This is a genomic window from Streptomyces xanthophaeus (assembly GCF_030440515.1).
Lineage (GTDB): Bacteria > Actinomycetota > Actinomycetes > Streptomycetales > Streptomycetaceae > Streptomyces > Streptomyces kutzneri.
Genome location: NZ_CP076543.1, coordinates 3860891 through 3884382 on the forward strand (window position 1 = coordinate 3860891; position 23492 = coordinate 3884382).

Annotated in this window: 28 protein-coding genes and 1 tRNA gene; 14 read left to right on the top strand and 15 right to left on the bottom strand. The window is 71.4% G+C overall.

The genetic code is table 11. The features are described 5' to 3' along the window. Nucleotides 1-17 precede the first annotated feature (17 nt). The 3 genes from KO717_RS16800 (at nt 18) to KO717_RS16810 (ending at nt 1804) form a co-directional block, all read left to right on the top strand. Entirely contained in the window at nt 18-476 is a 459-nt protein-coding gene (locus KO717_RS16800; protein WP_301368470.1) for a phage holin family protein, read from the top strand. Then, on the top strand, nt 473-1432 hold the full coding sequence (locus KO717_RS16805; RefSeq protein ID WP_030010121.1) for an alpha/beta fold hydrolase: 960 nt from the start codon (nt 473-475) through the stop codon (nt 1430-1432). Before KO717_RS16800 ends, KO717_RS16805 begins: the two co-directional genes overlap by 4 nt. A 198-nt stretch (nt 1433-1630) precedes the next feature. Then, the gene (locus KO717_RS16810; RefSeq protein ID WP_189743888.1) at nt 1631-1804 is read left to right on the top strand and encodes a hypothetical protein; all 174 of its coding nucleotides are present in this window, start codon (nt 1631-1633) and stop codon (nt 1802-1804) included. Nucleotides 1805-1825: 21 nt separating this feature from the next. Here the strand turns inward: KO717_RS16810 and KO717_RS16815 are convergent, their stop codons facing one another. From KO717_RS16815 to nth, 3 genes are all read right to left on the bottom strand, one after another. After that, nucleotides 1826-3028, bottom strand: a complete 1203-nt coding sequence (locus tag KO717_RS16815; RefSeq protein WP_301368474.1) for a MarP family serine protease — start codon at nt 3026-3028, stop codon at nt 1826-1828. A 13-nt stretch (nt 3029-3041) separates the two neighbouring features. After that, nucleotides 3042-3764, bottom strand: coding sequence for an NUDIX hydrolase (locus KO717_RS16820; RefSeq protein WP_301368476.1), 723 nt, complete (start codon nt 3762-3764; stop codon nt 3042-3044). 155 nt (nt 3765-3919) lie between these two features. Next, entirely contained in the window at nt 3920-4768 is an 849-nt protein-coding gene (gene nth / locus KO717_RS16825) for an endonuclease III (protein ID WP_301368477.1), read from the bottom strand. A gap of 269 nt (nt 4769-5037) precedes the next feature. On the opposite strand from nth, the gene KO717_RS16830 reads away from it, so the two are divergent. Together KO717_RS16830 and KO717_RS16835 are read left to right on the top strand one after the other, a co-directional pair. Then, complete coding sequence (locus KO717_RS16830; RefSeq protein ID WP_003981529.1) at nt 5038-5712, top strand: Crp/Fnr family transcriptional regulator; 675 nt, start codon at nt 5038-5040, stop codon at nt 5710-5712. A 162-nt stretch (nt 5713-5874) separates the two neighbouring features. Then, complete coding sequence (locus KO717_RS16835) at nt 5875-6681, top strand: nucleotidyltransferase domain-containing protein (RefSeq protein ID WP_301368498.1); 807 nt, start codon at nt 5875-5877, stop codon at nt 6679-6681. Between the two features lie 68 nt (nt 6682-6749). On the opposite strand, the gene KO717_RS16840 is transcribed toward KO717_RS16835, so the two are convergent. The 5 genes from KO717_RS16840 to KO717_RS16860 form a co-directional block, all read right to left on the bottom strand. Next, nucleotides 6750-7049: a hypothetical protein gene (locus tag KO717_RS16840; RefSeq protein WP_301368499.1), complete on the bottom strand. Its 300-nt coding sequence runs from the start codon at nt 7047-7049 to the stop codon at nt 6750-6752. After that, nucleotides 7046-7891, bottom strand: a complete 846-nt coding sequence (locus KO717_RS16845) for an MBL fold metallo-hydrolase (protein WP_301368501.1) — start codon at nt 7889-7891, stop codon at nt 7046-7048. The genes KO717_RS16840 and KO717_RS16845 overlap by 4 nt, the downstream gene beginning before the upstream one ends. Beyond that, nucleotides 7888-8850 carry an NUDIX hydrolase gene (locus KO717_RS16850; protein WP_301368503.1) on the bottom strand — a complete coding sequence of 321 codons (963 nt, stop codon included), beginning with the start codon at nt 8848-8850 and terminating at the stop codon, nt 7888-7890. The genes KO717_RS16845 and KO717_RS16850 overlap by 4 nt, the downstream gene beginning before the upstream one ends. Before the next feature lie 186 nt (nt 8851-9036). Beyond that, nucleotides 9037-9507, bottom strand: coding sequence for a RidA family protein (locus tag KO717_RS16855; RefSeq protein ID WP_030726704.1), 471 nt, complete (start codon nt 9505-9507; stop codon nt 9037-9039). Then, entirely contained in the window at nt 9504-9665 is a 162-nt protein-coding gene (locus KO717_RS16860) for a DUF4177 domain-containing protein (protein ID WP_007264966.1), read from the bottom strand. Before KO717_RS16860 ends, KO717_RS16855 begins: the two co-directional genes overlap by 4 nt. A 198-nt stretch (nt 9666-9863) precedes the next feature. Here KO717_RS16860 and KO717_RS16865 point away from each other — a divergent pair, with 198 nt between their 5' ends. Beyond that, nucleotides 9864-10847 carry an ArsA family ATPase gene (locus KO717_RS16865; protein ID WP_030009545.1) on the top strand — a complete coding sequence of 328 codons (984 nt, stop codon included), beginning with the start codon at nt 9864-9866 and terminating at the stop codon, nt 10845-10847. A gap of 23 nt (nt 10848-10870) precedes the next feature. Further along, on the top strand, nt 10871-12193 hold the full coding sequence (locus KO717_RS16870; RefSeq protein WP_437184641.1) for an ArsA family ATPase: 1323 nt from the start codon (nt 10871-10873) through the stop codon (nt 12191-12193). 29 nt (nt 12194-12222) lie between these two features. Here KO717_RS16870 and KO717_RS16875 read toward each other — a convergent pair whose 3' ends face one another. Next, a complete protein-coding gene (locus KO717_RS16875) occupies nt 12223-12573 on the bottom strand; it encodes a WhiB family transcriptional regulator (RefSeq protein WP_030009547.1) in 351 nt (116 codons plus the stop codon). 385 nt (nt 12574-12958) lie between these two features. Between KO717_RS16875 and KO717_RS16880 the strand changes: the two genes are divergently transcribed. Continuing rightward, nucleotides 12959-15268, top strand: a complete 2310-nt coding sequence (locus tag KO717_RS16880; RefSeq protein ID WP_301368516.1) for a transglycosylase domain-containing protein — start codon at nt 12959-12961, stop codon at nt 15266-15268. Between the two features lie 113 nt (nt 15269-15381). Here KO717_RS16880 and KO717_RS16885 read toward each other — a convergent pair whose 3' ends face one another. Then, nucleotides 15382-15843: a GatB/YqeY domain-containing protein gene (locus tag KO717_RS16885; RefSeq protein ID WP_301368518.1), complete on the bottom strand. Its 462-nt coding sequence runs from the start codon at nt 15841-15843 to the stop codon at nt 15382-15384. Between the two features lie 68 nt (nt 15844-15911). On the opposite strand from KO717_RS16885, the gene KO717_RS16890 reads away from it, so the two are divergent. The 5 genes from KO717_RS16890 to KO717_RS16915 all read left to right on the top strand — a co-directional run bounded on the left by KO717_RS16890 (nt 15912) and on the right by KO717_RS16915 (nt 19361). After that, the gene (locus KO717_RS16890; RefSeq protein ID WP_301368520.1) at nt 15912-16850 is read left to right on the top strand and encodes a metallophosphoesterase; all 939 of its coding nucleotides are present in this window, start codon (nt 15912-15914) and stop codon (nt 16848-16850) included. Between the two features lie 12 nt (nt 16851-16862). Further along, nucleotides 16863-17570, top strand: coding sequence for a Pr6Pr family membrane protein (locus tag KO717_RS16895; protein ID WP_301368522.1), 708 nt, complete (start codon nt 16863-16865; stop codon nt 17568-17570). 39 nt (nt 17571-17609) lie between these two features. Beyond that, nucleotides 17610-17683: transfer RNA gene (locus tag KO717_RS16900), tRNA-Pro, on the top strand. Between the two features lie 396 nt (nt 17684-18079). Then, nucleotides 18080-18739 (top strand): YdcF family protein, encoded by a 660-nt coding sequence (locus KO717_RS16910; protein WP_301368524.1) that lies wholly within the window; start codon nt 18080-18082, stop codon nt 18737-18739. Nucleotides 18740-18866: 127 nt separating this feature from the next. After that, complete coding sequence (locus tag KO717_RS16915) at nt 18867-19361, top strand: hypothetical protein (protein ID WP_301368527.1); 495 nt, start codon at nt 18867-18869, stop codon at nt 19359-19361. On the opposite strand, the gene KO717_RS16920 is transcribed toward KO717_RS16915, so the two are convergent. Next, on the bottom strand, nt 19325-19924 hold the full coding sequence (locus tag KO717_RS16920; RefSeq protein ID WP_301368529.1) for an SgcJ/EcaC family oxidoreductase: 600 nt from the start codon (nt 19922-19924) through the stop codon (nt 19325-19327). The genes KO717_RS16915 and KO717_RS16920 overlap by 37 nt on opposite strands. Nucleotides 19925-20049: 125 nt before the next feature. Here KO717_RS16920 and KO717_RS16925 point away from each other — a divergent pair, with 125 nt between their 5' ends. Beyond that, nucleotides 20050-20520: a MarR family winged helix-turn-helix transcriptional regulator gene (locus KO717_RS16925; RefSeq protein ID WP_301368531.1), complete on the top strand. Its 471-nt coding sequence runs from the start codon at nt 20050-20052 to the stop codon at nt 20518-20520. Between the two features lie 21 nt (nt 20521-20541). Here the strand turns inward: KO717_RS16925 and KO717_RS16930 are convergent, their stop codons facing one another. The 4 genes from KO717_RS16930 to codA all read right to left on the bottom strand — a co-directional run bounded on the left by KO717_RS16930 (nt 20542) and on the right by codA (nt 23477). After that, nucleotides 20542-20820: a hypothetical protein gene (locus KO717_RS16930; RefSeq protein WP_301368533.1), complete on the bottom strand. Its 279-nt coding sequence runs from the start codon at nt 20818-20820 to the stop codon at nt 20542-20544. 126 nt (nt 20821-20946) lie between these two features. Continuing rightward, on the bottom strand, nt 20947-21459 hold the full coding sequence (locus KO717_RS16935) for a DUF5956 family protein (protein ID WP_301368534.1): 513 nt from the start codon (nt 21457-21459) through the stop codon (nt 20947-20949). 113 nt (nt 21460-21572) lie between these two features. Next, nucleotides 21573-22169, bottom strand: coding sequence for an HD domain-containing protein (locus KO717_RS16940; protein WP_301368535.1), 597 nt, complete (start codon nt 22167-22169; stop codon nt 21573-21575). Nucleotides 22170-22175: 6 nt separating this feature from the next. Beyond that, nucleotides 22176-23477, bottom strand: a complete 1302-nt coding sequence (gene codA / locus KO717_RS16945; protein ID WP_301368536.1) for a cytosine deaminase — start codon at nt 23475-23477, stop codon at nt 22176-22178. Nucleotides 23478-23492 lie beyond the last annotated feature (15 nt).

Consider the following 23492-nt stretch of genomic DNA (forward strand, 5'->3'; position numbering starts at 1 on the left):
GACAGAGGGAGAGAGCGATGAGCGCAGTGGACCAAGAGGCGCAGGGAGCCGAGCTCACACTCGGCCAGCTGGTCGCCTCGGCCACCGCCGAGATGTCCGCGCTGGTGCACGACGAGATCGCCCTCGCCAAGGCGGAGATCCGCGAGGACGTCAAGCGCGTGGGCAGCGGATCCGCCTCCATCGCCGCCGCAGGAGTGTTCGCGGTCTTCTCCCTCCCGGTGCTGACCTTCGCCGCGGCGTACGGGATCCACAACCTCGGGCTCGGGCTCGCATGGTCCTTCCTCATCGTCGGCAGCGCGTTCCTGCTGATCGCGGGCGTGCTCACGCTGATCGCCGTACGGAAGTTCAAGAAGATCAAGCCGCCGGAGAAGTCCATCGCCTCCGTCAAGCAGACCGCCGCGCTGGTCGGGACCGTCAAGCCGCACCCGCGGCCGGTGAGTGACAACGCTGTGGGTGTGGCACGCTCGTCCTCATGACAGCGCCCACGCCGGACTCCAGCGTTCCCCCCACGGCTGCCACGGCGGTACGGCTCGACCTCCCCGGCGGGCAGGCGGTGACGCACCGGGACGTCGCCGCGAACGGCGCCCGCTTCCACGTCGCCGAGCTCGGTGACGGGCCGCTGGTGCTGCTGCTCCACGGTTTCCCGCAGTTCTGGTGGACCTGGCGGCACCAGATGACCGCGCTCGCCGACGCCGGGTACCGGGCGGTCGCGATGGACCTGCGCGGGGTGGGCGGCAGCGACCGCACCCCGCGCGGCTACGACCCCGCGAACCTGGCGCTCGACATCACCGGAGTCGTACGGTCCCTCGGCGAGCCGGACGCCGCGCTCGTCGGGCACGACCTGGGCGGGTACCTCGCCTGGACGGCGGCCGTGATGCGGCCCAAGCTGGTGCGCCGGCTCGTGGTCTCCTCCATGCCGCATCCGCGCCGCTGGCGCTCGGCGATGCTGTCGGACTTCGGGCAGACCCGGGCGAGTTCACACATCTGGGGCTTCCAGCGGCCGTTCGTTCCCGAGCGGCAGCTCGTCGCCGACGGCGGGGCGCTCGTAGGGGAGCTGATCCGGGACTGGTCGGGGCCGCGGCCGCCCGAGGACGAGGATCTGGCCGTGTACCGGCGGGCCATGTGCATCCCGTCCACCGCGCACTGCTCGATCGAGCCGTACCGCTGGATGATGCGGTCGATGGCGCGGCCCGACGGGATCCAGTTCAACCGGCGGATGAAGCGTCCGGTGCGGGTGCCGACGCTGCATCTGCACGGTTCGCTCGACCCGGTCATGCGGACGCGGAGCGCGGCCGGTTCCGGGGAGTACGTCGAAGCCCCGTACCGGTGGCGGCTGTTCGACGGGCTCGGACACTTCCCGCACGAGGAGGACCCGGTCGCCTTCTCGTCCGAGTTGGTGAACTGGCTCAAGGACCCCGAGCCGGACCGCTGACGCGTCGGCCGGCCGTTCCGCCGCCGGACGGGCCGCGGAACGCGCCGCCGAACGGACCACGGACCCGGCGACCGTCCCCTGAGGGGGCGGGAGTTCGGTCGTACGGTTGTCTTACGGGCATTCAATTGCCTGGCGCATAGGCCAATTGGCCGCCCCTGACGGGATTACGGACCTTGGGCCACGGGCAGAGCTCGGAGTATGAGCTGGACGCACGACTACGGTGACACCGCGCACGAACGCCGCTCGGCAGCTACGCCGGGCACCCACGAGAGGGCCGGCCGGCACGGCCACGACCCCCGCCTCGGGATTCCGCTCATCCTGCGCCGACGGGCCCGCTGGGTCTCCGCGCGCCTGCGCCATCCACGGACGTAGGGACCCGGCGGGAGCGGCGTCTCAGAGCGCGCAGCCCTGGCTGTCGACCCGGCGTACGGCGTCCTTGCCGACCCGGATGTCGTCGCGGATCTCGTCCACCGTCAGCACGTAACCGGTGTTGGGGTCGTCGAGCGACTTCGCGAAGACGACTCCGTACACCCTGCCGTCGGGCGTCAGCAGCGGACCGCCGGAGTTGCCCTGGCGGACCGTCGCGAAGAGCGAGTAGACGTCCCTTCGGACCGTACCCCGGTGGTAGATGTCCGGGCCGTTGGCGTTGATCCGCCCGCGGACACGGGCCGACCGGACGTCGTACCCGCCGTTCTCCGGGAAGCCGGCGACGATGGCGTCGTTGCCGCTCGCCGCGTCCTTCTCGGAGAACTCCAGCACCGGGGCCTTCAGCTTCGGCACGTCCAGGACGGCGATGTCGCGCGCCCAGTCGTAGAGCACGACCTTGGCGTCGTACAGCCTGCCCTCGCCGCCGATCTGCACGGTCGGCTCGCTGACCCCGCCGACGACATGCGCGTTGGTCATCACCTTGCCGGGCGCGAAGACGAAGCCCGTGCCCTCCAGCACCTTGCTGCAGCTGGGCGCGGTACCGACGACCTTCACGATCGAGCGCTTCGCCAGCTCGGCGACGGGGCTGCTGGCGAGTGTCGGATCGGGGGCCTTCACCTCGGTGATGGGCTCGTTGGAGAACGGGCTGAACACCTGCGGGAAGCCGTTGCGCGCGAGGGTGGAACTGAAGTCGGAGAACCAGGTGTTCGCCTGCTCGGGCAGCACCCTGGACACGCCGAGGAGGACCTTGGAGTTGCGGACCTCCTTGCCCACGCTGGGCAGCGCGGTCTGGGCCACCAGCAGCCCGATCAGCCATGCCACGAGCAGCATCGCGACCACGTTGACCAGGGCGCCGCCGGTCGCGTCGAGCGCGCGCGCCGGTGACCAGGTGATCTTGCGGCGGAGTCTGCTTCCGAGATGGGTGGTCAGGGCCTGGCCGATCGAGGCGCAGATGATGATCACGACCACCGCGATCACGACGACGGTGGTGGACACCTGGGTGCCGTTGTCCGTCACCCGGTCCCAGATCAGCGGGAGCAGGGACACGGCGACGAGACCACCGCCGAGGAAGCCGATCACCGACAGGATGCCGACGACGAACCCCTGGCGGTAGCCGACGATCGCGAACCATACGGCGGCGAGCAGCAACAGGATGTCCAGCACGTTCACGTGGGCCACCGTCTCATGCGCGCCAGTCGAGCGGGACCTGCCGTGAGCGGTCCCACGGACGCTCCCAGCCCGCGAAGTGCAGGATCCGGTCGATCACTCCGGCGGTGAAACCCCAGACCAGAGCCGATTCGACGGTGAACCCCGGCCCCAGGTGGCCGCTCGGATGAACGGTCGTGACCCGGTGTTCGGGATCCGTGAGATCGGCCACGGGAACCGTGAAGACCCGCGCCGTCTCGGCGAGGTCCACGGCTCCGACCGGGCTGGGGTCGCGCCACCAGCCGAGGACCGGGGTGACGACGAACTCGCTGACCGGGATGTAGAGCCGGGGCAGCACGCCGAAGAGCTGAACGCCGGAAGGATCCAGTCCGGTTTCCTCCTCGGCCTCGCGCAGCGCGGCACGCAGGGGGCCGGTGGTGTGCGGATCGCCGTCCTCCGGATCCAGCGCGCCGCCGGGGAAGGACGGCTGGCCCGCGTGCGAGCGCAGGGTGCCGGCGCGCTCCATCAGGAGCAGCTCGGGGCCGCGGGCGCCCTCCCCGAAGAGGACGAGGACGGCGGACTGCCGCCCGCGGCCGTCCTCGGGCGGCAGGAACCGGCTCAGCTGCCCCGGCTGGACGGACCGGGCCGCCTCGACGACGGGGTCGAGCCAGCCGGGCAGGCCGTCGGTGGTGACGGCCGGGCCGCCGCCCTCGCCGGCTCCCACCGTGGTTCCGGTCTCGTCCCGTGTACCGCGCGTCATAGGCACCTCTGTCCGCGTCGTCCTGTCCAGCGCCGTCTCCCACACCACAAACGCGGTCCGGGTACCGATTCGTTCCAGACTCCCCGGGTCCGCAGGTCTTCACGCCCCCACGCGCCTGCGTCCCGGCCCTTCGCCCCGCCGCCTCCGGGCGCCCGCTAGGGCGCCGCCACGGCTCCGCCCAGCGGCGGGGCCGGGAGGCCCGGGTAGTCCGGGGGCGGGGTCAGCCGCTGGCCCGGCTGGCCGCCCTTCTCGTACTTGAGCAGCTTCTTCGCCTTCTCCGGGTCGGTCTCGCCCTCTCCGTACGCCGGGCAGAGCGGGGCGATCGGGCAGGCCCCGCAGGCGGGCTTGCGCGAGTGGCAGATCCGGCGGCCGTGGAAGACGACCCGGTGCGAGAGCATCGTCCACTCGCTCTTCGGGAAGATCGCGCAGATCTCCGCCTCGACCTTCTCCGGGTCCTCCTGCTCGGTCAGCTTCCAGCGGCGCACCAGGCGGCCGAAATGGGTGTCCACGGTGATCCCCGGGACACCGAACGCATTGCCGAGGACCACGTTGGCGGTCTTGCGGCCCACTCCGGGCAGCGTCACCAGGTCCTCGATCCGGCCCGGCACCTCCCCGCCGAAGTTGTCCCGCAGGGCCTGCGAGAGGCCGAGCAGGGACTTCGACTTGGCCCGGAAGAACCCGGTCGGCCGGATCAGCTCCTCCAGATCCTCGGGGGCGGCCGCAGCCATGTCCTCGGGGGTCGGGTAGGCCGCGAAGAGGGCCGGGGTCGTCTGGTTCACCCGCAGGTCGGTGGTCTGCGCGGACAGCACCGTCGCGACGAGCAGCTCGAAGGGATTGCGGAAGTCGAGCTCCGGATGGGCGTACGGATAGATCTCGGCCAGCTCGCGGTTGATGCGCCGCGCCCTGCGCACCATGGCCAGGTGCGATTCCGGCTTGGCCGACTTCGGTTTCTTGGCCGAAACTTTGCCCTGAGGGGTGGCCGCGACCCTCGCGGGCGTCTTCACTGGGACATGTTCGCCCACGGCAGAATTTTGGGGCTCCGTCACTCCGGCGGACCCCTTGGCCTGTGCTCTCACCGGCTTATTGGACACCCGGCCAGCCTAAGGCCGACCGCTGACACCCGCCCGGACCTCAGGTAACACCACTCCGATTGGCCTCTCGCCGCACAGCACGCCCGTCCGTCCGGCATCCTTGTGATTGATCGCACTGTTTGAGCCGTCCGGCAAAATGGGGAGCACGGTCCCCTGAGCTGGTCGACATAGGAGAGAGACTCGTGGACGACGTTCTGCGGCGCGCCCCGCTCTTCGCGGCGCTCGATGACGAGCAGGCCGCGGAGCTCCGCGCCTCCATGGGCGAGGTGACCCTCGCACGCGGTGACGCCCTGTTCCACGAGGGCGACCCCGGCGACCGGCTGTATGTCGTGACCGAGGGCAAGGTGAAGCTCCACCGCACCTCCCCCGACGGCCGCGAGAACATGCTGGCCGTCCTCGGCCCCGGCGAGCTGATCGGCGAGCTGTCGCTCTTCGACCCGGGCCCGCGCACCGCCACCGCCACCGCGCTGACCGAGGTCAAACTCCTCGGCCTCGGCCACGGTGACCTCCAGCCCTGGCTCAACGCCCGGCCCGAGGTCGCGACCGCGCTGCTGCGCGCCGTCGCCCGCCGCCTGCGCAAGACCAACGACCAGATGTCCGACCTGGTCTTCTCCGACGTTCCCGGCCGTGTGGCGCGGGCGCTCCTCGACCTGTCGCGCCGCTTCGGCGTGCAGTCGGAGGAGGGCATCCACGTGGTGCACGACCTCACGCAGGAGGAGCTGGCCCAGCTCGTCGGCGCCTCGCGCGAGACCGTGAACAAGGCCCTGGCCGACTTCGCGGGCCGCGGCTGGCTGCGCCTGGAGGCGCGTGCGGTCATCCTGCTCGACGTGGAGCGCCTCGCGAAGCGCTCCCGCTGACGCCGGCCACAGCCGTTCGAAGGGGTCCTGCCCGACCGGGCAAGGGCCCCTTCGCGTTTCCCCGGGCGCCGCAGGCACCCGCGGAGCCCGGCCCGGCCCGGCCCGACCGACGCACGGCGTCCGGTCCGCCGCCCCGGGCCGGCGGCCAGGCACAGTGGAGTCATGGAGCACAGAGGGCTGGACGCGTACGGGTACTTCGAGCGGGAGGGGTCCCTCGGGCGGGTCCAGAGCGGGTTCAAGGGCGTCGTGGCGGCCGCGCGGGCCCGGACCGCCGAGGCGTACGGCCGACGGCTGCACAGCGCGTACCTCTACGGGTCCGTGCCGCGCGGGACCGCCCGGCCCGGGCGGTCGGACCTGGACCTGCTGCTCGTCCTGCACCACGAGCCCTCCGACGAGGACCGGGACACCGCCGAGGTGCTCGCCCGCGGGCTCGACGAGGACTTCCCGGAGGTCGACGGGGTCGGCATCCTGCTCCGGGACAAGGCCGCCGTGCTGAGCGAGGCGGAACGATTCGACCTGGGCTGGTTCCTCGCCTGCCTGTGCACCCCGCTGCTCGGCGCGGACCTGGCCGAGCACCTGCCGCGCTACCGGCCGGACAGCCTGCTCGCCCGCGAGACCAACGGCGACCTGGCCGACCTGCTGCCCGGGTGGCGGACGCGGGTGCGGGAGGCGTCGGCCCCGGAGGAGTACCGGAAGCTGAGCCGCCTGTTCTCCCGGCACCTGGTGCGGACCGCCTTCACCCTGGTCATGCCGCGGTGGGGCGGCTGGACCAGCGACCTCGGCGAGTCCGCGGAGATCTTCGGCATGTACTACCCGGAACGTGCGGCGCAGCTGGAGGCCGCGGCCGCCGTCGCGCTGGATCCCGTCGCGGACCCGGAGGTCCTGCGCGGTTACGTAGAGGACCTCGGGCCGTGGCTGGCGGACGAGTACACGGCCCGGCACGGCACGAAGACGCCGCGCCAGGGCTGAGCGCCGGCCCTGGCAGCGCCCCGGCGGCCCCTTCGGCTCCGGGACCGCTCAGGCGGCCCCGCGCCGGCTCAGGCCTTCTCGGCCTCGGCCAGGGCGTCGACGGCCAGCTTGGCCTCCGCCAGGCCCGCACCGGTGATCCGGCGGTACTCCTTGATCGCCGAGATCTGCCGGTCGGCCCTCAGATGGGCCCGTACCTCGTCCATCCCGGCCGGCTCCGGCTCCTCGATGCCGAAGTGGTCCAGCACCAGGGCCAGGCGGCGCTCCATGCGGTCCGCCTTGTTCTGGAGGCTCTGCACCCGGAGGGTCACCGTCGAGGTGATCCATCCGGCTGTCGCGACCAGCACGACCAGCAGGAACACGGTGTTCATTCGGGCCCTCCCGGGATCAGTCCGTGATCTTGAAGGTACTCCAGCTGCGCCCGGACGGACCATTCCGCGGCCGGCCACAGGGAACGGTCCACGTCCGCGTAGACCTGGGCGACGACCTCCTCCGGGGTCAGGCAGCCGTTCTCGACGGCGGTCTCGACCTGGGCGAGCCGGTGCGCGCGGTGGGCCAGGTAGTACTCGACGGCGCCCTGCGCGTCCTCCAGGACCGGCCCGTGGCCCGGCAGAACGGTGTGCACCCCGTCGTCCACCGTGAGCGAGCGCAGCCGGCGCAGGGAGTCCAGGTAGTCGCCGAGGCGGCCGTCGGGGTGGGCGACGACGGTCGTGCCGCGGCCCAGGATGGTGTCGCCGGTCAGCACGGCCCGGTCGGCGGGCAGGTGGAAGCAGAGCGAGTCGCTGGTGTGGCCGGGGGTCGGCACCACGCGCAGCTCCAGCCCGCCGGTCCGGATCACGTCCCCGGCGGCCAGGCCCTCGTCGCCGAGGCGCAGGGCCGGGTCCAGGGCGCGGACCTTCGTACGGGTGAGCTCGGCGAAGCGGCCCGCGCCCTCGGCGTGGTCCGGGTGGCCGTGGGTGAGCAGGGTGAGGGCGATCCGCTTGCCCGCCTGCTCGGCGGTGGCGATGACCGCCCGCAGGTGTATGTCGTCCAGCGGGCCGGGATCGATCACGACGGCGAGGTCGGATCCGGGCTCGGACACCAGCCAGGTGTTGGTGCCGTCGAGGGTCATCGCGGAGGCGTTGGGAGCCAGGACGTTCACCGCGCGGGCGGTCGCGGGCCCGGAGGTGACGACTCCGCGGGGCTGTCCGGGCAGAGCGGCGGCGTCGGTCATGCGGGGCCTCCGGAACCAGCTGGACCTGCGGGGTCGGTGGGACCTGCGGGGTCGGCGGGACCTGCGGGACTTCCGGGGCGGACGCGCTTGGTGAACTCGTCGTGCCCCGGCCAGCTGAGCACCAGCTCGCCGTCCTCCAGCGTGGCCTGGGCCAGCACGGGGGCGAGGTCCTGCCCGGCCGCGGCGGCGAGCGCACCCCCGGCGCTCGCGTACGGCTCCAGCGACCGCAGCGTGGAGATGGTCGGCGGCATCATCAGCAGCTCGCCCTTGTCGTATCCGGCGGCTGCGTCGGCCGGGCGGATCCACACGGTCCGGTCGGCCTCGGTCGAGGCGTTGCGGGTGCGCTGGCCCTCGGGGAGGGCGGCGACGAAGAACCAGGTGTCGTAACGGCGCGGCTCGAACTCGGGGGTGATCCAGCGCGCCCAGGCCCCGAGCAGGTCGGAGCGCAGTCGCAGGCCGCGACGGTCGAGGAACTCCGCGAAGGACAGCTCCCGCGCCACGAGGGCCTGCCGGTCGGCCTCCCAGTCGTCTCCGGTGGTGTCACCGACGATCTCGTCCGGGGTCTGTCCGGCGAGCAGGACGCCCGCCTCCTCGAAGGTCTCCCGTACGGCGCCGCAGACGATGGCCTGGGCGGTCAGGGGATCGGTCCCGAGCCGGGCGGCCCAGTCCTCCCGGGAGGGACCCGCCCAGCCGACCTGGTGCTCCTCGTCGCGGGGATCGACCCCGCCACCCGGATAGGCGTACGCGCCCCCGGCGAAGGCCATGGAGGCCCGCCTGCGCAGCATGTGCACGGCGGGACCGTCGGGGGTGTCGCGCAGGAGCATCACGGTGGCGGCGCGCCGCGGCTCCACCGGGACGAGCGAGCCGTCCGCGAGCGCGCGGATGCGGTCGGGCCACTCCGGCGGGTACCACTGGCCTCCGACGGGGGGCTGCTGCTGACCATGCTGACCATTCGGCATGGCCGGATGCTACGGCCATCCGGCCCGATGTTCGAGGGCCACCCGCCACGGTGGTCGACACGCGTGGCCGGCACGGGTGGCCGACCCGCACGGCCGGCGCGGGTGATCCGCCCCCGGAGGCACCACGCGGGACGGGCCGGGAATCGCGCGGTGCGCGACCCGGCCCGTCCCGGCGGAAGCGAGAGGTCAGGCTCCGGCGACCAGTTCCACCTGGATCTCGACCTCGACCGGCGCGTCCAGCGGCAGGACCGCCACACCGACCGCGCTGCGGGCGTGGACGCCCTTCTCGCCGAGGACCTCGCCCAGCAGCTCGCTCGCACCGTTCAGCACGCCCGGCTGGGCCGTGAAGTCGGGGGCGGAGGCGATGAAGCCGACGACCTTCACGACACGCGCGATCTTGTCGAGGTCACCGACGACGGACTTGACGGCGGCCAGGGCGTTCAGCGCGCAGATCGCCGCCAGCTCCTTGGCCTGCTCCGCCGAGACCTCGGCGCCGACCTTGCCGGTGATCGGCATGCTGCCCTTGACCATCGGGAGCTGACCCGCGGTGAAGACGTACGAGCCCGACCGCACGGCGGGCTGGTACGCGGCCAGCGGCGGGACGACGCCCGGGAGCGTCAGGCCGAGCTCGGCCAGCTTCGCCTCTACAGCGCTCATGCCTTCTCCCGCTTGAGGTAGGCCACGAGCTGCTCGGGGTTGTTCGGGCCGGGCACGACCTGGACGAGCTCCCAGCCGTCCTCGCCCCAGGTGTCCAGGATCTGCTTGGTGGCGTGAACCAGCAGCGGGACCGTCGCATATTCGAACTTCTTGGTCATGGGAGCGAGGGTAGTGCCTGTCGTGCGGGGCGCATGCCGCCCCCGGAACCGACGGCCGGACACCTCACCCGGGCAGGCCCCCGACCGGATCCGGACCGGGCCCCTCCGGCACGGACGTAACGGAGCTCACCCCCGAACACTCCGGCAGAACCACCCGGCACCACCGGAGTCGAACCCGAGGAATTAGGCTCGGACGCTGTGAGCAGGCTCCAGGTGGTCAGCGGCAAGGGCGGCACCGGCAAGACCACGGTCGCCGCAGCACTCGCGCTTGCCCTCGCACGCGAGGGCGGCCGGACTCTTCTGGTGGAGGTCGAGGGCAGGCAGGGGCTCGCGCAGCTCTTCGGCGCCGAGGCACTCCCCTACGAGGAACGGAAGATCGCCGTGGCGCCCGGCGGGGGCGGTGAGGTCTACGCGCTCGCCATCGACGCCGAACGGGCGCTGCTGGACTACCTCCAGATGTTCTACAAGCTCGGGTCGGCCGGCCGCGCGCTCAAGAAGCTCGGCGCCATCGACTTCGCGACGACCATCGCTCCCGGGCTGCGCGACGTACTGCTGACCGGCAAGGCGTGCGAGGCGGTACGGCGCAAGGACAGGACCGGCCGGTACGTCTACGACCACGTGATCATGGACGCGCCGCCGACCGGGCGGATCACCCGGTTCCTGAACGTCAACGACGAGGTGGCGGGCCTGGCCCGGTTCGGTCCGATCCACAACCAGGCCCAGGCCGTCATGAAGGTCCTCAAGTCCCCCGAGACCGCCGTGCACCTGGTCACCCTCCTGGAGGAGATGCCCGTCCAGGAGACCGCGGACGGCATCGAGGAACTGCGCCGGGCCGGACTGCCCGTGGGCCGGGTCGTCGTCAACATGGTCCGGCCGCACCACCTGGACGAGGACACCCTGCGCACCGCGGCCGGCGACCACCGCGCCGAGGTGGCGAAGTCGCTGTCCCGGGCGGGCCTCGGCGGCGCGCGGCGCGGCGGGCTGGCCGAGCGGCTGGTGGACCCGCTGCTCACCCAGGCAGCCGAGCATGCGAGCCGGGTCGAGCTGGAGCGCGCGCAGCGCGCCGTACTGGCGGGGCTGGACCTGCCGACGTACGAACTGCCCCTGCTCGGCGCGGGGATGGATCTGGCCGGGCTGTACGCGCTGGCCAAGGAATTGCGGAAGCAGTCGGTGGCCGAATGAGCGAGGGGGTGGGCACCGTGAGCATGGACACTCCGCCGCGGCTGGCGGTCGACCGGCTGTTGGACGACCGGGAGACCCGGATCATCGTGTGCTGTGGGGCGGGCGGGGTCGGCAAGACCACCACGGCCGCGGCGCTCGGCGTACGGGCGGCCGGACGCGGGCGCAAGGCCGTCGTGCTCACCATCGACCCGGCGCGCCGGCTCGCGCAGTCGATGGGGATCGACTCGCTGGACAACACCCCGCGGAAGGTGGAGACCGTAGGGGCGGGGGACGGCGAACTGCACGCCATGATGCTGGACATGAAGCGGACCTTCGACGAGATCGTCGAGGCGCACGCGGACGGCGAGCGGGCCAAGGCCATCCTCGCCAACCCCTTCTACCAGTCGCTGTCGGCCGGCTTCGCGGGCACGCAGGAGTACATGGCGATGGAGAAGCTGGGACAGCTGCGGGCCCGGGACGACTGGGACCTGATCATCGTCGACACTCCCCCGAGCCGGTCCGCACTGGACTTCCTGGACGCGCCGAAGCGGCTCGGGTCCTTCCTGGACGGGAAGTTCATCCGGGTGCTGATGGCTCCGGCGAAGGTGGGCGGCCGGGCCGGGATGAAGTTCCTGAATGTCGGCATGTCGATGATGACCGGCACCCTCAGCAAGCTGATGGGGGCCTCGCTGCTGAAGGACGTCCAGACCTTCGTGGCCGCGATGGACACGATGTTCGGCGGCTTCCGCACGCGCGCGGACGCGACCTTCCGGCTGCTCCAGGCTCCCGGCACGGCCTTCCTGGTGGTCGCCGCGCCCGAGGCGGACGCCCTGCGCGAGGCGGCGTACTTCGTGGAACGGCTGGCCGCGGAGAGCATGCCGCTGGCCGGTCTGGTACTGAACCGGGTGCACGGCAGTGGCGCCGACCAGCTGTCCGCCGAGCGGGCGTTGGCCGCCGCAGAGAATCTTGAAGAAGGCGGCATTGTCGATCAGGAGTCCGGGAAAGCTGGACTTCGTGACTCGGGCGCGGAACCCAAGGGAACCGCGGAGACCGCCGGGTCCGCCGAGACCGCGCAGACAGCACACAGCACACGGACCACCCGGACCGCGAACCCTCCCGAGACAGGCTCCCCCGGCACCGAAGGCGATACCGCGGTCGTCGACCGGATCACGGCAGGCCTGCTGCGCCTGCACGCCGAACGAATGCAGGTGATCGCGCGTGAACGGCGCACACGCGATCGCTTCACCTCACTGCACCCCGAGGTGGCGGTGGCGGAGGTGGCCGCCCTGCCCGGCGATGTGCACGACCTCGCCGGGCTACGGGCCATCGGAGAACGACTCGCGGCCGGGGTACCGGCCGGAGCGTAGGCGTTCGTACGTCGTGGCGGCCGTGTGGTCTACCCGGCTGCCGCGTATGTCTCGTACGACACGTCGATCTCCGCGTCTGCATCCATGGTGAGGATGCCCGTACTGCGCTCGTACTCCGTACGTGCGGTTTCGAGCAGCCGTCGCCACGAGGTGACGGTGGGACGCCGGCGCAGCAGCGCACGCCGTTCCCGCTCGGTCATTCCGCCCCATACGCCGAACTCGACACGGTTGTCGAGCGCGTCGGCCAGGCACTCGGTCCGCACCGGACATCCGGTGCACACCGCCTTGGCCCTGTTCTGTGCCGCTCCTTGAACGAATAGTTCATCCGGATCGGTAGTGCGGCAGGCTGCCTGCGCACTCCAGTCGGTAACCCAGCCCATCCCGGCGCCGTCCTCTCCCGAATCGAGGCTCCCCCACGGCGGTAGCGGCATATTCACCGCTGCCAGTTGAGGACGTTACGGAAGGCGGGCACAGTGCAACACCCCCGACGGGCCCAATCTTGAATGGTCCGAACGGACTATGGGTAAGCGGCAGATCACCCGACGGAGTGATCCGGCGACATGCCCGACCATTGCGGCAATTCGGGTGTAATCGTCGCTTCTACTTCAGCAGAGGGGCAAGATTCGGACATGTGTCCACCCCATTCGGGAAGGGTGAAAATCAAGCCGAGGGGTTGATGTCGCACCACACTGCTGTGACAGTTGGGGTCAGCTTAGGCCAAGGCATTCGCGTGTGTCCGGCGAATGAGAACGTAGGCTGCCCCCTATGGGAAAGAAGCGCTCGGGCGGCGGGCTCACGGGGAGCCAGCAGGCCGCCAAGTTCCTCGGAGTGTCCGTCCTCTCCGGGGTTGTACTGGCCGGCATGGCGATTCCGGCCACAGGCGCCCTGGGCCTGGCGGCCAAGGGGACGGTCGAGGGATTCGACGAGATCCCGGCCAATCTCAAGACTCCGCCGCTGAGCCAGCGGACCACGATTCTGGACGCCGAGGGTGGCACGATCGCCACGGTCTATTCGCGCGACCGGCAGGTGGTCCCGCTCACGGCGATCTCCCCGTACATGCAGAAGGCGATCGTCGCCATCGAGGACTCGCGTTTCTACGAGCACGGTGCGGTCGACCTCAAGGGCATCCTGCGCGCGGTCAACCGCAACGCACAGGAAGGCGGCGCGGCACAGGGTGCCTCGACGCTCACCCAGCAGTATGTGAAGAACGTCTTCGTCGAAGAGGCCGGCGACGACGAGACCAAGGTGCGCGAGGCCCAGGAGAAGAGCCTCGGCCGCAAGATCCGCGAGCTGAAGTACTCGATCCAGGTCGAGGAGGAGCTCGGGAAGAAGAAGATCCTCGAGAACTACCTCAACATCACCTACTTCGGGCAGCAGGCGTACGGAATCGAATCCGCCGCCCAGCGCTACTTCAGCAAGCCCGCCAAGGACCTGACGCTGGAGGAGTCCGCGATGCTCGCGGGCGTCGTGCAGTCGCCGAGCCGGTACGACCCGGTGAACGACGCGCAGGAGGCGACGAAGCGCCGCAACATCGTCCTGCAGCGGATGGCCGACACCAAGGACGTCTCGCAGGCGGAGGCCGACGCGGCGAAGGCCAAGCCGGTCACCCTCAAGGTGACCAAGCCCAAGAACGGCTGCATCACCGCCAAGAAGGGCGCGGGCTTCTTCTGCGACTACGTGCGCAACTCGTTCCTGACCGACCCGGCCTTCGGCAAGACGCGTGAGGACCGGGCGAAGGTCTGGAACCAGGGCGGCCTGACGGTACGCACCACCCTGGACCCGCAGTCGCAGGACGCGGCCAACGAGTCGATCCAGGACCACGTCTACCAGGAGGACGCGATCGCGACGGCTGTGACCATGGTCCAGCCGGGCACCGGCCGGGTGCTGGCGATGGGTCAGTCCAAGCCGTACGGCTTCGGGAAGAACGAGACCCAGATCAACTACTCCGTGGACAAGCGGATGGGCGGCTCGAACTTCGGCTTCCAGGTCGGCTCGACCTTCAAGCCGTTCATCGCGGCGGCCGCCATAGAGCGGGGCATGCCGGCGACCAAGGTGTACCAGGCGCCGAACAAGATCGACTATCCGACGCCGATCTCCAAGTGCGACGGCACGCAGTGGCTGAACCTGCCGATCGACGGCAAGATCCAGACGGCGAAGAACGAGACCGAGGACGAGATCGGGCCGTACGCGCTGCGGACGGCGATGGAGAAGTCCATCAACACGTACTTCGTCGAGATGATCGGCGAGATCGGCCTCTGCCCGGTGACGGAGATGACGCAGAAGCTCGGCGTGGTCCCGGCCGACGGCTCCAAGCTCCCCGAGGCCCCGTCGATCGCGCTGGGCTCCGCCGAGCTCTCCCCGCTGACGATGGCCAACGCGTACGCGACCTTCGCCAACCGCGGTGTCTACTGCACGCCCGTCGCCATCGAGTCGATCACCGACGCGCACGGCAAGGCGCTCGCCGTGCCGAAGTCCAAGTGCGACCGGGCGATGTCCACCGAGACGGCCGACACCATCAACACCCTGCTGCGCGGAGTGGTCGACTCCGGTACCGGTGAGCGTGCCGGTCTGAGCGACCGCGACAGCGCCGGCAAGACCGGTACGACGGACTCCCGCTACAACGCCTGGTTCGTCGGCTACACGCCGAACGTCTCCGGTGCGGTCTGGGTCGGTTCGGGCGGCGCGAAGAAGATCACGATGGAGAACATCGTGATCGGCGGCAAGCCCTTCGAGAAGGTCTTCGGTGGTGGTCTGCCCGGCCCCATCTGGAAGGACGCGGTCAGCGGCGCGCTCTCCGGCCGCGAGTCGGGGAACTTCGTCACGGTCGGCATCCCGGAGCCGACCCTCCCCTCCGGCGGCCCGCGCGGCAACAAGCCGCCGACGACCCAGCCCCGGCCCGGCAAGCCCGGCGGTGACGGCAAGCCCGGCGGCCGGCCGGGCGGCCAGAACGGCGGGAACAACGGCGGGAACAACGGAGGCGCCACGGGCGCCACGGGCGACGTCGTACCGCAGCCCCCGTTCCCCGGGATCTCGATCGACCCGAACACGGGCGGCGTGATCGGCGGCCGCGACTGACCCGTGGCGGCCGGCGATCACCGATCAGCGATCGCCGCACGGCACGACATGCGAAAGGGGGAGGGCCCCGGCCGACACCGGCCGGGGCCCTCCCCCTTTGCGCTTCTGCGGTCCTACGAGAGCTGCTGCTTGACGACGGCGGCGACCCGCCCGCCCTCCGCCAGCCCGGCGACCTTCGGGTTCACGATCTTCATGACGGCGCCCATGGCACGCGGCCCCTCGGCACCCGCGGCCTTGGCCTCCGCGACGGCCTGCGCCACGATCGCGACGAGCTCGTCGTCGCTGAGCTGCTTGGGCAGGTAGGTGTCGAGGAACTCGCCCTCCGCGGTCTCGCGCGCGGCCTGCTCGGGACGGCCGCCCTGGGCGAAGGCGTCCGCGGCCTCGCGGCGCTTCTTCGCCTCCTTCGCGATCACCTTGAGGACTTCCTCGTCGGAGAGCACACGTGCCTCCTTGCCCGCGACCTCCTCCTTGGTGATGGCGGAGAGGGTCAGGCGCAGCGTGGACGAGTGGAGCTCGTCGCGCGCCCTGATGGCGGTCGTGAGGTCTTCCTGGAGCTTGGCCTTGAGCGTGGTCATGCAGGTGAGTCTGCCAGGTGCGGGGGCAGTGGCGCTCACTGGTTTTCCCGGTCTGCGACGATGGGTCCATGCGTGCGCGTTACGGAGTACCCCTGAAGGCGGCTGCCGGAATCGCTGCGGTCGGGGCCGCGGGTGTGGCCTATGCCGCCGGTTTCGAGGCGCGGTCCTTCCGCCTGCGCCGGGTCACGGTGCCTGTCCTTCCCCAGGGGATGCGCCCGCTGCGCGTGCTCCAGGTGTCCGACATCCACATGGTCGGCGGACAGCGCAAGAAGCGTGCCTGGCTGCAGTCCCTGGCCGGGCTGCGCCCCGACTTCGTCGTGAACACCGGCGACAACCTCTCCGACACCGAGGGCATCCCCGAGCTGCTCGACGCGCTCGGTCCCCTGATGTCCTTCCCGGGTGTGTACGTCTTCGGGTCGAACGACTACTACGGACCGCGGCTGCGCAACCCCGGGCGCTACCTGCTGGAGAAGGCGCAGGGCCGGCACGGGCTGAACGGCAACAAGCCGGTCGTCGGCGCCGTCCACAACCCGTGGGAGGAGATGCGGGACGCCTTCGACGCGGCCGGCTGGCTGAACCTCACCAACACCCGGGCGCGGCTGAAGCTGGACGGCCTGGAGCTGGCCTTCACCGGGCTCGACGACCCGCACATCAAGCGGGACCGCTACGCGAGCGTCGCCGACGGCCCGGAGGCGGACGCGGACTTCTCGATGGCGGTGGTGCACGCCCCGTACCTGCGCGTCCTGGAGTCCTTCACGGCCGACCGGTACCCGCTCATCCTCGCGGGCCACACCCACGGCGGGCAGCTGTGCATCCCCTTCTACGGGGCGCTCGTCACCAACTGCGACCTGGACACGAAGCGGGTGAAGGGGCTCTCCACGCACGAGGCGGAGGGCAATCGCGCGTACCTGCACGTCTCGGCCGGCTGCGGCACCAACCGGTTCACGCCGGTCCGCTTCGCGTGCCCGCCGGAGGCGACGCTCCTGACGCTGACCCCGAAGGGGTAATACGCTGCCGGGATGACCACCCCGTCGCGCCTCGTCCCGGTGGTGTTCCGCGCCCTGGTCTGCGCCGCGGCCGTGGTGGGGCTGGTCATCGAGTGCGCGTACGGGAGCGTGCCCGTCGTCCTGAGCTACTTCACGATCTGGACGAACATCCTGGTCGCGCTCGTCCTCGGCCTGTCCGCCGCCCGCGCCTGGCGGCGCCGGCCCGACGTCGCTCCCCTCTACCGGGGCGGTGTCCTCCTCTTCGTCCTGATCACCGGGCTCGTCTTCCACCTGGTCCTCGCCAACCCGTCGAGCCCCTTCGACGTGGTCGCGGACCTCGACCGGCTGACCGGCGCCAGGGCCGTGGCCAACCAGCTCCTCCACACGGTCACCCCGGCCGGCGCCCTCCTGGACTTCCTCCTCCTCACGACCCCGCGCACCCTGCGCCCGCGCCACGCCGCCCTGTGGCTGGCGTACCCCTTGACGTACGTGACCTTCGCGCTGGTCCGCGGCGCCCTGCTCGCCCCGGGCACCGCGCGCCGGTACACGTACCCCTTCATCGACGCGGCCCGGTACGGCTACGCCCAGGTGACCCTGAACGCGCTGGTCCTGGGCGCGGCCTTCTACGCGCTGGGCCTCGCCCTGGTCGCGGCGGACCGCTTCCGCCCGGCCCCTCCCCTGGCCCCGCGACCGCTCCGCGAAAACCGGATTTCGTCTCCGGCGACAGGTCCGCTAAAGTAATCGATGTCGCCAGGGCAGCAAGCGCTGCAAGGCGGCGATCGGGGTGTAGCGCAGCTTGGCAGCGCGCTTCGTTCGGGACGAAGAGGTCGTGGGTTCAAATCCCGCCACCCCGACGCTGAAGTACCAGGTGAGAGCCGGTGCAGGGAAACCTGCACCGGCTTTTTCCGTATCTGGGTGATCAACTGGGTGACCACGGGTTCGGAGCGGCCCTGAAGATCTCGCCCATGGCCGTCGCACCGGCCTGACTCACGGGCGTGATCTGCTTCCGGCAGACAGCCTCGGTGACGGCCGTCCCGAGGTACCCGACGAGCGGGGAGATCCGTGGCGCCGGTGATCGCTCGCCGAAAGGCGCGCCGGACGTCGGTGGAGTCCGGCTCCGTCCCCGTCGCGGAGGAGTGCACTGCAGACGGGACGGTCGTCGCGTCCGACGTAGGGGGACACACCGCGTCGCGTTTCACCTGGGGGTATGAGTACGAAGTCCCGGACCCGGCCGAGGGTGGCGAACGGAAATGATCTCCGAGCAGGTGTGGGCGGACGCCGAACTCATCTGGGACTTCCACCAGATGCACCACGAGGCGCGCCCCTGTTCGGTCGCGGTCGGCCTCGGCAGCCACGACCTCGGCGTGGCTGACACGACGGTCGACCTGTACCGGCGCAGCATGGCGCCCCTGATCGTGTTCACGGGCGCCACCAGCCCGACGACCCGCGCCCGGATGCCGCGCGGGGAGGCGGTGCACTACCGCGAGCGGGCGCTGGAGCGGGGAGTCCCTCCCGGGGACGTCCTCGTGGAGACCAACGCCCGCAACACCGGGGAGAACATCCGACTCGTCCGGGCCCTGCTGGAGGACGCCGGCCGCACCGTCGAATCCGTACTGCTGATCAGCAAGCCGTACGAAGAGCGGCGCGCGTACGCCACGGCGCGGAAACTCTGGCCGGAGGTGGAGGTGGTCAGCGCGTCCACGCCGATGACGTTCACGGGATACGCCGATTCCATCGGCGATCCGAAGCTCGTCATCGACATGCTCGTGGGCGCCCTCCAGCGACTCCAGCTCTACCCGGACCAGGGATTCATGCTCCACATGCCGGTGCCGGCCCGGGTGCTCGCCGCCTATCAGCGCCTGTGCGGCAGGGGCTTCACCAGCAGGTTGGTCAACGCTCCAGCTCCATAGCCGGTTGTGAGGTCGTGGGTTCAAATCCCGTCACCCCGACAGGGCAGTACCAGGAAGACCGCCTGCTGATTCAATAGGCGGTCCTTCTTTTTCGGCCCGCGTGCCGACCCGGTGAACGAGGTGCCCGATGACGGTCTTCCAGTGCCGTGACTGCCACCGTGCGGTGACGCCGGCCGTCACCGAGCGGCCCCTGCCGGACCCGCGTACGGATGACGGGTGGTACCGGCCGGAGGCCGGGCCCCGCGATGCGAAGGGGCATACCGACCGGCCGATCGTGCGGATGGCCCCGGGCACGTTCGCGGTCGACCCCGATCCTTCAGGCCCGCCGTACGTACTGGACGACTCGTCCGGCCTGCTCGTCGAATCCGGTCCGCGCCACACCGTCGTGCTCAACCCCGGCGACGGCCTCGGCCTGGAGGAGCACCCGGACATCGCGATGCGCCGCGGCTACTGCTGTGGGATGGACGGCGAATGGGGGCCCAACCTGGTGTGCGCGTGCGGGGCGGTCATCGCCACCGTCTACTCGGACTGCTACCAGGTCCAGGAGCTGAGGCTGCAGCCGGCCGCCGTCGAGCGCTGCGAGGGTCACCTCTCCGCCTTCGGGGCCGTCGCGGGCGAGTAGAGGAAGGAGAAGCGCTCCATCACGTTCCGGCGCTGGGTGTTGTGGAAGGCGGCGATGCGCCAGGTGCCGTCGGCGTCGCGGACCAGGGTGTACGTCTGGACCTTGGAGAGCTCGGCGGGGCCGGGCTTCGTGCCCGTGTAGTCGTCGCCGCGGCCGGTCAGGACGGCGGCATCGGTTCCGAGGAAGCGCAGGTCGAGGAAGGTTGCCGCGAGTGAGGTGCCCTTGACGAAGTCCTCGAAGAGCGCGCGGTGGCCTTCGGTGATGTCGGAGCGGCCCTCGTAGTGACTGCCGATGTAGGTGGTGTAGGTGGCGTTCTCGGTGAACAGGCCGCCGTACGCGTCCGCGTCGCCGCGGGCCCAGGCGGCGGTGAGGGCGTCGATGGTGGCGCAGATGGCCTCGCCGTCGGCGCGGTTCGCGCCCGCCGGTATGACGTCCGCGCAGTTTTCCGTGCCGGTGCGGCGGACGTCGGAGGTGGTGTCGAGGTAGAGGTACGCACCGCCGGCACCGAGGGCGAGGAGGGCGGCGGTGACGAGGGCGGCGCGCTTGAAGGCCGTGGTGTTCATGGGGTGCCTCTCGGTCGACGGGTACGAGCGGATGACGGCCGCCGCCGCGTTGATTACACTGACGCAGCAACTGCACGCATGCATTATCTGCATGCGTGCAGATAAATGACAAGGGGAGGTTCTCGATGGCGGAGCAGGACGACCGGCGGGCGGTCTTTCGGGACTACGTCGACGCCGTGGGGCTGCACGGCATGGCGGGCGCGGAGGCGGCCGGCCTCCAGGCCTCCGAGTGGTACGCCCTCAGCCGGATCACCCTGGCCGGCGGGCTCACCTCCGGCGAGCTCGCGGCCGGGACGGGGCTCACGACGGGGGCGACGACACGGCTGATCGACCGGCTGGAGCGTGCGGGGTACGTTCGGCGCACCGCCGACCCCGGCGACCGGCGCAAGGTCGTGGTCGAGGCCGTGCCCGGGGCGCTGGCGCAGGTCGAGGCCGCCGTGGCGCCGGCCCGGAAGCGGATCGGCGAGGTGCTCGCCGGGTACTCACCGGAGCAGCAGGAGCTGCTCTTCGACTACTTCCGGCGCGCGGCCCCCGCGTTCCGGGAGGCGACGGAGGAGATCCGGTCCGCGACGCAGGAGCGCAAGGGGAGCCGGTAGCCGGCAGGCGGTGGCCGCCCGTCAGTAGGGGCGGGGGGACATGATGTGCGGCTCCATGGCCGGGGCCTCGAAGATGCAGCGGGGCACGCCCGGGCCGGGCGTCGCGCGGACGGAGACCTGTGTCGGTGGATCCGTCGGCAGCTCGACGTGCACGGTCACGGGGTGGTCGTCGTGCGTCGTGGCGTGTCCGGTCTCCTTGCCGTCGACCAGTACCTCCACGACGGCGGTGTGCCCGGTCTGGACCGTGGCGCTGACCGAGTGCCCGTCGTGGTCGATGTGGAAGTGATGGCGCCGACCCATGAGATCGCCTCCCGGCAGTACCCCCCTCAGGACCAGGGTAGCCACGGGAGCCCGGGACGGCCCTGTCGTGACCGCGGGCAGCGTCGCCGTGGGGGTGGTGGGGGCGGTGGGGGGCGGTGCGGGGCTCTACTCCTCGGGCGCGGCGAGCCCGGCGAGTTCGGCCCGGGCCAGGGCGAGGAAGGCCGTGGAGGGCCGGGCCGGCACGGCGCGCGCCTCGGCCAGGTCGTCCAGGTGGTCGAGGAGCGCGCCGAGGCTGGTGAAGGGGCCGACCGGGCGGAGCAGCCACAGCCGCCCCCGCGGGCGGGGCGGGAGCCCGAGCCCGGCGAGGGCCTCGTCGGCCTCGCGGTCGAGGTCCCGGAGGTCGGGCTCGGGCAGCGGGGCGCACTCCACGCCGGTGATGTGGCCGTGGCCGTCGAGGGCGGTGTCCACCGCCCAGTGGGTGGACCGGTCGGGGATCCAGGTGCGGTCCGCGGGGGGCCAGACGTACGGGAGGAAGACCCAGCGCAGGTCCTCGGGGGCCGGCTCCCAGCCGAGCACCTCCAGTTCCCGCATCTCCGGCAGCCGGTCCGGCTCCAGTTCGCTGCGGCCGGTGCGGCGCAGTGCGAGCGGGTGCGGTGTTCCGTCCTCGTCCCACGACATGCGGGCACGCTATCCGGCACGGTGCCCGATGTGCGTGACCCCGCGTACGGGGCCAGGGGGTGTTGCCGGTCGGGCCGGACCCCGCGAGCCCGGCCCGACCGGCGGGACACCCCCTACGCCCGCGGCAGGTCCAGCGGGTTGGCGGCGATCCGGCCGGCCGCGCCGCCGGCCACGTACGCGGCCGCCGCGCAGTCGGGCTTGCGCACGGCCTGGTCCTCGACCAGCGCGAGGAACGCGGCGCCGAAGTCGCCCCGCGGGTACGCGGCGAGGAGGTCGGCCGTGAAGGCGGGATCGAACTCGGCGACGCGCAGGCCCGACACGTCCGCGCTCGTACCGACCTGCAGCAGGTGGCTCTCCACGTCCTCGGCCGCGCTCACGTCGTCCCGCATGTGCAGGACCACGACCTCCTCGGCGCGCGCCCGGCGGGCCGCCGGCCAGCCCAGGCCCGCCGTCAGGACGCGCGCGACATGGCCGCCCGCCTCCTCGAAGGGCAGCGTGTGGCTGTCGAAGGGCGCGGTCAGGCCCAGATCGTGCACCAGGGCGCTGACGTAGAGGAGTTCCGCGTCGTACGCCAGCCCGTGCTGCTCCGCGTACCGGGCTCCGAAGGCGTAGGAACGGACCGAGTGGTTCAGGAGGGTCGTGTCCGCGTACTCCGAAGCGATCTCGAGAGCTGCGCGGGCCGATGCTGTGTCAAGCGTCCACGTCTTCATGGGGCGTCAGCGTAGGCGGCGGCTGAAATCGATCTCGGACGGGGGCTCCCCCGGCCAGTTCAGCCGGGTCGGGGCGGGTGGGGTCTCGGCGAGGACGGTCCCGCGCGAGACGACGTACCGCGGGCGGACCTGGCGGCGGATCGCCTCCTCGGGCGACGGGGCCGGGAGCAGCACGAAGGAGGCAGGGGCGCCCGCGGTGATGCCGTACTCCGTCTCCGCGAGGCCGAGCACCCGCGCCGCACGCTCCGTCACCATCGAGAAGGCCAGCGGGATCTCGTCGGCGCCGGTCAGCTGGGCGGCGTACAGCCCGACGAGGGCGGTCTGCAGCGGGTTGGCGGTGCCCAGCGCGTTCCAGGGGTCCATCACGTCGTCGTGTCCGAAGGCGACGTTGACCCCGGCCGCCAGCATCTCCTTGACCTGGGTGAGGCCGCGCCGCTTGGGATAGGCGTCGAAGCGGCCCTGGAGGCCCAGGTTGGCGAAGGGGTTGGAGACCAGGTTGATGCCGGAGCGGGCGAGCAGCCGCTGGAGTTTGAAGCTGTACGCGCCGTTGTAGGAGCCCATGGCCGTCGTGTGCGAGGCCGTGGCGCGCCCCCGCAGCCCCGAGCGCAGGGCCAGGGTGGCCAGCACCTCCACGAAGCGGGACTGCTCGTCGTCGATCTCGTCGCAGTGCGCGTCCACCCGCAGGCCGTGCTCCTCGGCCAGCGCGAAGGCCGTGTGGAGCGAGGCGAGGCCGTCCTCGCGGGTGTCCTCGAAGTGCGGGATCGCGCCGACGACGTCCGCCCCGCGGGCGACGGCCTCGCGCATCAGCCCCTCGCCGCCCGGGAAGGAGACGATGCCCTCCTGCGGGAAGGCCACGATCTGCAGGGTCATGAAGTCCCGCACCCGGTCGCGCACCTCCAGCAGCGCTTCGAGCGCGGTGAGGTCCGGGTCGGTGACGTCGCAGTGCGTCCGCACGTGCAGCACCCCGTGGGCGGCCTGCCAGCGCAGCACCTCTGTGGCCCGCGCGACCACGTCCTCGCGGGTCAGGGTCCGCTTGCGTTCGCTCCAGCAGGCGATGCCCTCCCAGAGGGTGCCGGAGGCGTTGTGGCGGGGCTCGCCGGCGGTCAGCGCCGTGTCGAGGTGGATGTGCGGCTCGACGAAGGGAGGCGTGAGCAGACCGCCATGGGCCTCGATGAGGATGCCGGTGGCCGGTGGTTCCTTCTGATCGTCGTACGGGAGGACCCGCGCGATGCGGCCGTCCTCCGCAACCTCGACGTCGGACAGGCCGTGGGTGTGCAGCAGCCGGGCGCCCCGGACGATCATCCGCATGGCGCCAGCCTAGGC